Raw genomic sequence first — 12203 nt, 5'->3', positions numbered from 1 at the left:
CTTAATGTCCTCCCAGCGGTTTACGCTGCTGCCGCCACATGCCCCAACCTTCTAATAGCGCAATGATGGCGATATACAACACCGTCGCCACGCCAAAGGCCTGGAAGGTGCGTAGCGTCTCGGTTTCTACCTGACGCGAAGCATAGGAAAGTTCAGCGACGCCGATCGCCATGGTCAGCGAGGAGTTTTTTATTACGTTCATGTATTGGCCCAGTAGCGGCGGCATGGCAATTTTAAGCGCCTGCGGCAGCACCACATAGCGCATGGCCTGCCATCCGGTCAGCCCCAGCGCGTTGGCGGCGTACTTTTGTCCGCTGGCGACACCACGGATGCCGGAGCGGATCTCTTCAGCGATAAAAGCGGTGGAGTAAAGCGTCAGGCCGAAGAAACCGGCCAGAAATTCAAATGAGGGCCACTCAAGCAGGCCGATGTGGTGTGGCGTATTCAGCCACTGCATGGCGGCAGACGGCAAAATCTGCCCGGCGGCGAAATACCAGAAGAACAGCTGCACCAGCAGCGGCGTATTGCGAAACAATGAGCTGTAACCGACCGCCAGCCAGCGCAGCACCCTCAGGCGGCTGTCACGCATCGCCGTCAGTAAAAACCCCAACAGCGTGGCTGCCAGGCTCGCACAGGCGGAAAGCCACAGCGTCAGCAGGAAGCCATCCCATAACCAGCTCAGATACTGCGGCGCCAGCAGCCAGTCTGAGAGTTGTTGCAGATTCATGCCTAATCCTTGTTTTGCACCATGCGCCAAGGGCGCAGCAAGCTGCGCCCCTCCGTTCTGACTTCACGACCCCGCAGAATCAGGCCTTAGGCTGCTGATCCAGGGGTGCGATGGTGAAATCGCCGCGCGGTTGAGCCGTTTTGGTTTCCGGCCCGAACCAGCGATTGTAGATTTTCACCGCTTCGCCGTCCTTTTCCAGTTTGATCAGCGTGTCGTTAACGCTGGCGGTCAGGCGATCTTCGCCTTTGGGAATGCCGACTCCCTGGTACTCTTTGGTAATGCTGAACGGCGAGATCTCGAAGTCAGCTTTCTGGGCGGCCGGCAGGTTGCCGAGCAGGCCCACCAGCTTGGCGTCATCCTGGGTGATCGCCTGCACGTTACCGTTACGCAGCGCCACGAACGCCAGCGGGGTATCGTCGTAAGAGATCACTTTCGCCGTCGGATAATGTTCACGCAGGGTAATTTCCTGCACCGTGCCTTTGTCCGCGCCAATGCGCAGCTTTTTGATGTCTTCCGGGGTTTTCAGCACGCCTTTATGGGCGATAAATTTCTGGCCGGTGGCGAAATACGGCACGCTGAAGTTCACTTCCTTGGCGCGCTCGTCGGTAATGGTGAAGTTAGCGGCAATCAGGTCGACCTTTTTCGAGACCAGCAAAGGAATACGGTTGGCCGGGTTGGTGGCTCGCAGCTCAACCTTCACGCCCAGCGCTTTGCCGATCGCATCGGCGACATCTACATCGTAACCCACCAGCTTTTTGCTTTGCGGGTCGATATAACCGAAGGGCGGATTGCTGTCGAACACCGCGATACGCACTACGCCGGCTTTCTTGATGTCGTCGAGTTTGTCCGCATGCGCGGCACCGGTGGCGAGGCTGGTCAGGCTGGCTAATAAGGTTAAGGCCAAAGCGCGATGTTTCATGGGGAGCTCCTAAGGGTTGATGTCCTGCTGGCTGCTAAGCTAGCAAGACCCACTTAGGTCAGGAAATAATATAAAAAGCTATATTTATAACCTTTTTGTCTTTAAGGGTTTTAAACAGCATAAAGGCGCAGTTTTCTGCGCCTTCAGGGGTAACTCTCGGGGGAAATTACTCTTTTTTATCGTCTTTTCCGTCGGATGACAGCAGCTTTTCCAGCGCGTCGCCACCGATATGACGGAAGTCCTGACCTTTGACGAAATAGAAGATAAATTCGCAAATGTTCTGGCAGCGGTCACCGATACGCTCGATCGAACGGGCACAGAATAACGCGGTCAGCACGCTTGGGATAGTACGCGTATCTTCCATCATGTAGGTCATCAACTGGCGTACGATGCCCTCATATTCCTGATCGACCTTCCGGTCTTCGCGGTAAATGCGGATAGCTTCATCCAAATCCATGCGCGCGAAGGCGTCCAGCACGTCGTGCAGCATCTGCACGGTATGGCGACCAAGCGACTCCAGGCTGACCAGCAGTGGCTGGTGCTGGTGCGAGAATTTCTCCAGCGCGGTGCGGCAAATCTTGTCCGCCACGTCGCCGATGCGTTCCAGCTCGGAAATGGTTTTGATGATCGCCATCACCAGACGCAGGTCGCTGGCGGTCGGCTGGCGTTTGGCGATGATCCGCACGCAGGCTTCGTCAATCGCCACTTCCATCATATTGACCTTGGCGTCGCCTTCGATCACGCGTTTGGCCAATTCACCGTCCTGATTGTGCATCGCGGTGATAGCGTCGGTCAGTTGCTGTTCCACCAGCCCGCCCATGGTCAATACCTGGGTGCGGATATGCTCCAGTTCTGCGTTGAACTGGCCGGAAATGTGCTTATTTAAATTCAGGTTATCCATGATGCATCCTATCAACCATAACGGCCGGTGATGTAGTCTTCGGTCTGTTTTTTCTGTGGCGCGGTGAACAGGTTATCAGTATCACTGAACTCGATCAGTTCGCCCAGATACATAAATGCCGTGGAGTCGGAGCAACGCGCGGCCTGCTGCATGTTGTGGGTTACGATCACCACGGTGTAGTCAGACTTCAGTTCGCTGATCAGCTCTTCAATCTTCCCGGTGGAAATCGGATCCAGCGCCGAGCAAGGTTCGTCCAGCAATAACACGTCCGGACGAATGGCAATGCCGCGGGCGATGCACAGACGTTGCTGCTGGCCACCCGACAGGCTGTAACCGCTCTGGTGCAGCTTGTCCTTGGTTTCGTTCCACAGCGCCGCCTTGGTCAAGGCCCACTGCACACGCTCATCCATGTCGGCACGTGACAGCTTTTCAAACAGGCGCACGCCGAAGGCGATATTGTCGTAAATCGACATCGGGAACGGCGTCGGCTTCTGGAACACCATGCCGACTTTGGCACGCAGCAGTGCGATATCCGAGTTGTCGGTCAGAATGTTCTGCCCATCCAGCAGAATGCCACCTTCGGCACGCTGCTCGGGGTAAAGCTGATACATTTTGTTGAAGGTGCGCAGCAGGGTAGATTTGCCGCAGCCGGACGGGCCGATAAACGCGGTGACCTTGTTCTTGGCGATATCCAGCGTGATGTTTTTCAGCGCATGGAATTTGCCATAGTAGAAGTTCAGATCGCGTACCTGAATTTTGCTGCTGGAAGCGTCAGTAACCATACTCATCAAGACTTCTCTCTTTTCATCAGCGCCGCCACGGCAGCGCTCAAAATTTTATGAATGCTTTTTCTTGGCGAAAACCACACGCGCCAGGATATTCAGTAGCAGTACGCACAGGGTTATCAACAGCACCCCGGCCCAGGCCAGCTCTTGCCATTCGGCGAACGGGCTCATGGCGAATTTGAAAATGGTCACCGGCAGGTTGGCGATCGGCTGCATCAGATCGGTGCTCCAGAACTGATTCGACAGCGAGGTAAACAGCAACGGTGCGGTTTCCCCTGCGATACGCGCAATCGCCAGCAGCACGCCGGTGATGATGCCGGAGACCGAGGCTTTCAACGTGATGGCGGAAATCATGCGCCATTTCGGCGTGCCCAGCGCATAAGCGGCTTCGCGCAGCGTATCCGGCACCAGCTTCAGCATATTCTCGGTGGTACGGATCACGATCGGTACCTGCAACAGCGCCAACGCGATGATCCCGGCCCAACCGGAGAAGTGTTCCATCTTCGCCACCACGATGGTGTACACGAACAGGCCCACAACAATCGACGGTGCCGATAACAGAATGTCGTTAATAAAACGGATGACTTCCGCCAGCCAGGATTTACGGCCATATTCCGCCAGGTAAATCCCCGCCATGATGCCCAGCGGCGTACCGAACACGGTAGCCCACAGGATCAACAGGCCGCTACCGGCGATGGCGTTTGCCAGGCCACCGCCCGCGGTATTCGGCGGAGGAGTCATTTCGGTGAACAGCGCCAGCGACATGCCGTCGATGCCCTTGGTCACGGTGGAGAACAGGATCCACACCAGCCAGAAAAGGCCAAACACCATGGTCGCCATCGACAGGAACAGCGCCAGTCGGTTCTTCTGGCGGCGCCAGGCCTGCATTTTGCGGCGGCTTTCCAGCAGCGCTACGCTATTTTGCATATCCATAGTCGTCACGTTAGCGTCCCTCACTCTTTGCCAGGCGCATCACCATCAGCTTCGACAGCGCCAGCACGATAAAGGTGATAACAAACAGAATCAGCCCCAACTCCATCAACGCGGCGGTGTGCACGCCCGACTCCGCTTCGGCGAATTCGTTGGCCAGTGCAGAGGTGATGCTGTTGCCCGGCATATACAGTGAAGCGCTGTCGAGCTGGTAGGTGTTACCGATGATGAAGGTCACCGCCATGGTTTCCCCCAGCGCACGGCCCAAGCCGAGCATTACACCGCCAATTACGCCATTCTTGGTAAACGGCAATACGATGCGCCAAATCACTTCCCAGGTGGTGCAGCCGATGCCATAGGCCGACTCTTTCATCATCACCGGGGTTTGTTCGAACACGTCGCGCATTACGGCGGCGATATAAGGAATAATCATAATCGCCAGGATCACCCCGGCAGCCAGAATACCGATACCGAACGCCGGGCCAGAGAACAGCTCACCGACAATCGGAATGCCGGACAGCACCTCGCCGACCGGGGTCTGGAAATATTCGGCAAACAGCGGGGCGAACACGAACAGGCCCCACATGCCATAAACGATACTCGGGATCGCCGCCAGCAATTCAATGGCGATACCCAGCGGGCGCCTCAGCCAGTTTGGTGCCAGCTCGGTCAGGAACAGCGCAATGCCGAAGCTGACGGGTACGGCGATAATCAATGCGATCAGCGAGGTGACGACGGTGCCGTAGATCGGTACCAGGGCGCCGAACTGCTCAGCAGGCGCGTCCCATTCTTTGGTCCACAGGAAGGAGAAACCGAATTTCTGTATGCTCGGCCAGGAGGCGAAGATCAGCGAAACAATAATGCCGCCCAGCAACAATAGGGTAATCAGCGCCGCCAGTTTAACCAGCGCGCTGAAGATGACGTCACCATTTTTACTCGGTGCTTTAATGGTCGGCTTGTACTCAGCCATAGATCACTCTCTGTGTTAACCCTGGCAGGCCCAACCTGAATTGAGCCCTGAAAAACTGAGTGGGGCGCGCCGAATCACGCGCCCCTGCGTTGTTAGTACAGCGCTTTACCGGAACTGTCTTTTACGTTGGTTTTCCATGCTGCACGCACCTGCTCGATAACTTCGTTCGGCAGCGTGGCGTAATCCAGGTCGTTAGCCTGCTTGGCGCCGGTTTTGTACGCCCAGTCAAAGAACTTCAGAACTTCGGTGCCCTGAGCCGGGTTTTTCTGCTCTTTGTGCACCAGGATGAAGGTGGTGGAGGTGATTGGCCAGGCGTTGTCACCTTTCTGGTTAGTCAGGTCCTGGGCGAAGGTTTTGCTCCAGTCAACGCCTTTAGCGGCGGCGCTGAAGCTCTCTTCTGTTGGGCTAACCGCTTTGCCGTCGGCAGAAATCAGCTTGGTGTAAGCCAGGTTGTTTTGTTTGGCATACGCGTATTCAACGTAACCGATGGAGCCTGGCAGACGCTGTACGAATGCGGCGATGCCGTCATTGCCCTTGCCGCCCAGACCGGTTGGCCAGTTAACGGTAGAACCTGCACCGATTTTCTCTTTCCACTGCGCGTTGGCTTTAGACAGATAGCTGGTGAACACGAAAGAGGTGCCTGAACCGTCCGCGCGACGAACAACCGCAATGTTCTGATCCGGCAGCTTGACGCCTGGGTTCAGCTTGGTGATCGCCGGGTCGTTCCATTTTTTCACGTTGCCCAGGTAGATATCACCCAGGGTTTTCCCATCCAGGGTCAGCTCACCGGATTTGATGCCCGGGATGTTAACGGCCAGCACCACGCCACCGATCACGGTAGGAAACTGGAACAGGCCATCGGCCGCCAGCTTGTCATCACTCAAAGGTGCATCGGAGGCACCAAAGTCAACGGTATTGGCGACGATTTGCTTCACGCCACCAGAAGAGCCGATGCCCTGATAGTTAACTTTGTTGCCGGTTTCTTTCTGATAAGAATCTGCCCACTTGGCATAAACCGGAGCGGGGAATGTCGCACCTGCACCGGTCAGGCTAGCAGCAGCGAACGCGGACACGGCGGTCAGGGAGAAAGTCGCTGCCACAATACTGGCGACGGTGGTACGCATCAGTTTCATAATCCCTCCTAATGGGATATTCAAAAATCGACTTTGAGTCGTTTTCATCAGAGTAAGTATTGCTGCAGGAGGGAAAATAGGACAGTTTGGTGACAGTAAAATGTACGAAATATGACAGTTATATTACAGTGAGAGCGCGGATATGATTACTCTATAAAAATCAAACCATTAAACATAAAACCACTCAGTAATTAATCAATAAAAAAAACCTTTCCAGCGCCGCTATCCGTTTGAATATGACAACTTTTATCTCCGCTGTAGCACTCTTGTCATATTTGATCCCGTTATGAAAAAAGCCGGCACAGTGGCCGGCTTTTAGAGATTAACAGCAGCGGATTACTCTACGGTGACAGACTTAGCCAGGTTACGCGGTTGGTCAACATCGGTGCCTTTGATCAACGCCACATGGTAAGACAGCAGCTGCAACGGCACGGTATAGAAGATAGGGGCCACGATTTCTTCTACGTGCGGTAATGGAATGATGGTCATCCCTTCGCTGCTGACGAAACCGGCATCCTGATCGGCGAACACATACAGCTGGCCGCCACGCGCGCGAACTTCTTCGATGTTGGATTTCAGTTTTTCCAACAGTTCGTTGTTCGGCGCCACCACGATCACCGGCATATCGGCATCGATCAACGCCAGCGGGCCGTGCTTCAATTCACCGGCCGCATAGGCTTCCGCGTGAATGTAGGAGATCTCTTTCAGCTTCAGCGCACCTTCCATGGCAATCGGATACTGATCGCCACGGCCGAGGAACAGCGCGTGGTGCTTGTCGGAGAAGCCCTCCGCCAGCGCTTCAATGCTTTTGTCCAGCGACAGCATCTGTTCGATACGCGCCGGCAACGCCTGCAGGCCGTGTACGATTTCATGCTCAACGCTTTCCGCCACGCCTTTCAGTCGGCCCAAACGCGCCACCAGCATCAACAACACCGCCAACTGGGTGGTGAAGGCCTTGGTAGAGGCCACGCCAATTTCGGTCCCGGCCTTGGTCATCAGCGCCAAATCGGATTCACGCACCAGCGAAGAACCGGCCACGTTACACACCGCCAACGAACCGAGGTAGCCCAATTCCTTCGACAGGCGCAGCGCCGCCAGGGTATCGGCGGTTTCGCCGGACTGTGACAGCGTGATGATCAGGCTGCCCGGACGCACGGCAGATTTGCGGTAACGGAATTCAGACGCGATCTCGACGTCGCAAGGCACACCGGCCAGAGATTCGAACCAATAGCGAGCAACCATGCCAGAGTGGTATGACGTACCGCAGGCAATGATCTGCACATGCTGCACCTTCGCCAGCAGCTCATCGGCGCGCGGGCCCAGCTCGCTCAGGTTGATTTGGCCATGGCTGAAACGCCCTTCCAGGGTGTTTTTCAGCGCCAGCGGCTGTTCGTAAATCTCTTTTTGCATGTAATGGCGGTAAGCGCCTTTATCACCGGCGTCGTATTGCACTTGAGATTCAATCTCAGGGCGTTCAACGGCGTTACCCTGTTTGTCGAAAATGTTGACGGTGCGGCGGGTCATTTCCACCACGTCGCCTTCTTCCAGGAAGATAAAGCGACGGGTCACCGGCAGCAGCGCCAATTGGTCGGATGCCAGGAAGTTTTCACCCACGCCGCGGCCGATCACCAGCGGACTGCCGGAACGCGCTGCCACCAGTACGCTCGGGTCGCGGCTATCCATTACCACGGTGCCGTAGGCGCCACGCAGCTGTGGGATCACGCGCTGAACCACTTCCAGCAAGCTGCCGCCCTGGCGCTGTTCCCAATGCACCAGGTGAGCAATCACCTCGGTATCGGTCTCGGAGCTGAAGTGATAGCCCCGTTCGATCAGCAATTCACGCAGCGGTTCGTGGTTTTCGATGATGCCGTTATGCACCACGGTAATGTAATCAGAAACATGCGGGTGCGCATTCGCTTCGGTAGGTTCACCGTGCGTTGCCCAGCGGGTGTGAGCAATACCGGTGCCGCCGTGTAATGGATGTTGTTCCGCGGCTTCGGCCAGTTTATTGACCTTGCCCACGCGGCGTAAACGGTTCACGTTGCCTTCCGCATCCACCACTGCCAAACCGGCTGAGTCATAGCCACGGTACTCAAGGCGGCGTAAACCTTCCAACAGGATCTCTGCAATATCACGTTGCGCTACTGCGCCTACAATTCCACACATCAGTTGTATTCCTAATTAAACGCCTTTCGGGGCGCTTTCGATGTCTTGACCTGATTTTGCCGGTTTTTACCGTGCGTCCCCGAGCCTGTAGAGAATGGGGATTATTATGTTTTGTATTGGGCTCGTCCGCGGAGCCCAACGCAAAACACAATGCTTATTTCTTTTTCACCGGACGCTGCCAGCCCTGGATGTGCACCTGCTTAACGCGGCTCAGCACCAGTTCGTCCTCGCCGATATCACGGGTAACCGTAGTGCCAGCGGCGATGGTAGAGCCTTTGCCGACGGAGACCGGTGCCACCAGTTGGGTATCGGAACCAACAAACACGCCGTCGCCAATAATGGTTTTATGCTTGTTGGCGCCATCATAGTTACAGGTGATAGTACCGGCGCCGATATTCACATCGTCACCAATCTCGGCATCGCCCAGGTAGCTCAGATGGCCCGCCTTGGAACCTTTGCCCAAGCGTGCTTTTTTCATTTCGACGAAGTTGCCAACATGGGCGCCCACCGCCAGCTCTGCGCCCGGACGAAGACGGGCGAATGGCCCCACGGTGCATTCCGCTGCCAGCACCGCATCTTCCAATACGCTATACGGGCTGATCTCGCAGTCGTCGCCAATTACGCAGTTTTTCAGCACGCAGCCGGCACCGATTTTCACGCGGTCGCCCAGCTTGACCGAACCTTCAATAATCACGTTGGCATCAATAGAGATGTCGCGACCGTGCACAAGTTCCCCGCGCAGATCAAAACGCGCCGGATCCAACAGCATTACGCCGGCCAACAGCAACTTTTCAGATTGTTCTGCCTGATAAATGCGCTCAAGTCGCGACAGCTGCAGGCGGTTATTCACGCCTTCCACTTCACTCAGGCGAGATGGATGGACCGCCTCAATTTTCTTGCCGTCGGCATGTGCCAACGCGATGATATCGGTGATATAGAACTCACCCTGCGCATTGTCGTTGTTCAGCATCCCCAGCCAGCGCTTCAGATCGCGCCCGTTGGCCACCAGGATACCGGTATTGATTTCATTGATCTGACGCTGGGCTTCGCTGGCATCCTTGTGCTCAACAATTCCCACCACCGTATCCTGCTCGCGCACGATACGACCGTAACCGCTTGGGTCAGCCAGTTTTACGGTCAGCAGACCAATACCGCCCTGAGGCTTCGCCGCCAGCAGGCGCTGCAGGGTATCGACAGAGATCAGCGGAACGTCACCGTACAGCATCAGCACGTCTTCATCATCGGCAAAATGCGGTGCAGCCTGCTGCATGGCGTGGCCGGTCCCCAACTGCTCGGCCTGCAGCACCCAGTTCAGCGCACTGTCGGTCAGGGTCTTTTTCAGCAACTCACCGCCGTGGCCGTAGACCAAATGGACGTTTTTCGCGCCCAGTTTCATCGCGGCATCAATGACGTGCTGCACCATCGGCTTACCGGCCAATGGATGTAACACCTTGGGAAGATCGGAATACATGCGTGTTCCCTTGCCCGCGGCGAGGATCACCACACTCATTGCGCTGTTCGACATAAGCAACCTGATAACTCCATTTTGATAGACGAAAGTAGAACTCTTTAGTGACGATATTACTACATATTTCTCTTCACGAACCCGGCGCAGGCCATGGGGCACTAGGCGCGCCGCAGTTAACATTCAGATAACCCCAGTCTGGGTGGAACTGTCGGCGATCGGAGACATTTTTAGCCTCTCTCGAGGGTTATACATCACAATGCCCACCGGGTTGAAACGCTTATTTTAAAGCAAAAAAAAAGCGACCAAATAGGCCGCTTTCTTAATTTTGGTTGCGTTATGCACGCGCCAAAATGTTACATCGCTCTTCTGGTGAGCTCGATAACGCGCAGTTTTGCGATCGCTTTCGCCAGTTCCGCAGATGCCTGAGCATAGTCGACATCGCCATGAGAGCTACGGATGTGCTCTTCAGCTTTACGCTTAGCTTCCAGCGCTCTCGCTTCGTCGAGGTCCGTTCCACGGATGGCAGTGTCCGCCAACACGGTGACCACGCTCGGCTGTACCTCAAGGATACCGCCGGACAGGTAGATGAACTCTTCTTCACCGTGCTGTTTAACAATACGCACCATGCCAGGCTTGATGGCAGTCAGCAGCGGCGCATGGCCAGGGAAAATCCCCAGTTCGCCTTCGCTACCTGTCACCTGGATCTTTTGCACCAGGCCGGAAAACATATGTTTTTCCGCGCTGACTACATCCAGATGGTAAGTCATAGCCATATCACCCTCCTCTCAAGGCGTTACAGTTTCTTGGCTTTTTCCACTGCTTCTTCAATGGCGCCAACCATGTAGAACGCTTGTTCAGGCAGGTGGTCATAGTCGCCGTCCATAATGCCTTTGAAACCACGAATGGTGTCTTTCAGCGATACGAACTTGCCCGGAGAACCGGTGAAGACTTCTGCCACGAAGAACGGCTGAGACAGGAAGCGTTGGATTTTACGCGCACGGGATACGACCAGTTTGTCATCTTCTGACAGCTCGTCCATACCCAGGATTGCGATGATATCTTTCAGTTCCTGGTAGCGTTGCAGAATAGACTGCACGCCACGCGCTACATCGTAGTGCTCCTGGCCAACTACCAGCGGATCCAGCTGACGGCTGGTGGAATCCAGCGGGTCAACGGCCGGGTAGATACCCAGAGAAGCGATATTACGGCTCAGTACCACGGTTGCATCCAAGTGAGCAAAGGTGGTGGCTGGTGACGGGTCAGTCAAGTCATCCGCAGGAACGTAAACGGCCTGTACGGAAGTGATAGAACCGGTCTTGGTAGAGGTGATACGTTCTTGCAGAACACCCATCTCTTCCGCCAGCGTTGGCTGATAACCTACCGCAGATGGCATACGGCCCAGAAGTGCGGACACTTCGGTACCGGCCAGGGTATAACGGTAAATGTTATCAACGAACAGCAGAACGTCGCGGCCTTCGTCACGGAATTTCTCCGCCATGGTCAGACCGGTCAGAGCAACGCGCAGACGGTTACCCGGTGGCTCGTTCATCTGGCCGTAAACCAGGGATACTTTGTCCAGTACGTTGGAGTCGTTCATTTCGTGGTAGAAGTCGTTACCCTCACGAGTACGCTCACCCACGCCTGCAAACACGGAATAACCGGAGTGCTCGATCGCGATGTTACGGATCAGCTCCATCATGTTTACGGTTTTACCAACACCAGCACCACCGAACAGACCAACTTTACCGCCCTTAGCGAACGGACAAATCAGGTCCATAACCTTGATACCGGTTTCCAGCAGATCCTGGGAGTTTGACAAATCTTCGTAGCTTGGCGCTGGACGGTGAATCGCCCAACGTTCTTCTTCGCCGATGTCGCCTTTCATGTCGATTGGTTCACCCAATACGTTCATGATACGGCCCAGGGTAGCTTTACCTACCGGTACTTCAATTGGGTGTTCCAGATCGTTCACTTTCAGACCGCGGCGCAGACCATCTGAGGTCCCCATCGCGATACAGCGAACTACGCCACCGCCCAACTGCTGCTGAACTTCCAGCACCAGCTTCTCGGTACCGTTTTCTACCTCAAGAGCATTGTACACTTTTGGTACGGCATCCTGAGGGAACTCGACGTCCACTACGGCGCCGATTACCTGGATAATCTTTCCAGTAGCCATCTTGAATCCTCTACGTAATTCGTAAACC

11 protein-coding genes are annotated in these 12203 nt (G+C 55.3%); all 11 read right to left on the bottom strand.

Going from position 1 to position 12203, the window contains the following annotated elements; all coding sequences use genetic code 11:
- Position 1: 1 nt before the first annotated feature.
- On the bottom strand, positions 2-727 hold the full coding sequence (locus AC1RKC_RS12250) for an amino acid ABC transporter permease (RefSeq protein ID WP_116691524.1): 726 nt from the start codon (positions 725-727) through the stop codon (positions 2-4).
- Positions 728-806: 79 nt separating this feature from the next.
- Entirely contained in the window at positions 807-1646 is an 840-nt protein-coding gene (locus tag AC1RKC_RS12245) for an ABC transporter substrate-binding protein (RefSeq protein WP_044554285.1), read from the bottom strand.
- 166 nt (positions 1647-1812) lie between these two features.
- Positions 1813-2547, bottom strand: a complete 735-nt coding sequence (phoU, locus tag AC1RKC_RS12240; protein ID WP_020837725.1) for a phosphate signaling complex protein PhoU — start codon at positions 2545-2547, stop codon at positions 1813-1815.
- An 11-nt stretch (positions 2548-2558) separates the two neighbouring features.
- Complete coding sequence (gene pstB / locus AC1RKC_RS12235) at positions 2559-3329, bottom strand: phosphate ABC transporter ATP-binding protein PstB (RefSeq protein ID WP_369982368.1); 771 nt, start codon at positions 3327-3329, stop codon at positions 2559-2561.
- Positions 3330-3383: 54 nt separating this feature from the next.
- The gene (pstA, locus tag AC1RKC_RS12230; RefSeq protein WP_041415128.1) at positions 3384-4274 is read right to left on the bottom strand and encodes a phosphate ABC transporter permease PstA; all 891 of its coding nucleotides are present in this window, start codon (positions 4272-4274) and stop codon (positions 3384-3386) included.
- Between the two features lies 1 nt (position 4275).
- Positions 4276-5232 carry a phosphate ABC transporter permease PstC gene (gene pstC, locus AC1RKC_RS12225; RefSeq protein ID WP_044554283.1) on the bottom strand — a complete coding sequence of 319 codons (957 nt, stop codon included), beginning with the start codon at positions 5230-5232 and terminating at the stop codon, positions 4276-4278.
- A gap of 92 nt (positions 5233-5324) precedes the next feature.
- Positions 5325-6365, bottom strand: a complete 1041-nt coding sequence (gene pstS, locus AC1RKC_RS12220) for a phosphate ABC transporter substrate-binding protein PstS (protein WP_020837719.1) — start codon at positions 6363-6365, stop codon at positions 5325-5327.
- Positions 6366-6701: 336 nt separating this feature from the next.
- Positions 6702-8531, bottom strand: a complete 1830-nt coding sequence (gene glmS, locus AC1RKC_RS12215; RefSeq protein ID WP_129941910.1) for a glutamine--fructose-6-phosphate transaminase (isomerizing) — start codon at positions 8529-8531, stop codon at positions 6702-6704.
- Positions 8532-8685: 154 nt separating this feature from the next.
- Positions 8686-10056 (bottom strand): bifunctional UDP-N-acetylglucosamine diphosphorylase/glucosamine-1-phosphate N-acetyltransferase GlmU, encoded by a 1371-nt coding sequence (gene glmU, locus AC1RKC_RS12210; RefSeq protein WP_261279794.1) that lies wholly within the window; start codon positions 10054-10056, stop codon positions 8686-8688.
- A 296-nt stretch (positions 10057-10352) separates the two neighbouring features.
- The gene (locus tag AC1RKC_RS12205) at positions 10353-10772 is read right to left on the bottom strand and encodes a F0F1 ATP synthase subunit epsilon (RefSeq protein WP_020837715.1); all 420 of its coding nucleotides are present in this window, start codon (positions 10770-10772) and stop codon (positions 10353-10355) included.
- Between the two features lie 20 nt (positions 10773-10792).
- Positions 10793-12175, bottom strand: a complete 1383-nt coding sequence (atpD, locus tag AC1RKC_RS12200) for a F0F1 ATP synthase subunit beta (RefSeq protein WP_020837712.1) — start codon at positions 12173-12175, stop codon at positions 10793-10795.
- Between the last annotated feature and the right edge of the window lie 28 nt (positions 12176-12203).

The organism is Serratia sp. GW822-FHT06E05, assembly GCF_058799445.1.
Note: the sequence above shows the minus strand (reverse complement) of the source record. Positions and strands in the feature narration are given on the sequence as shown.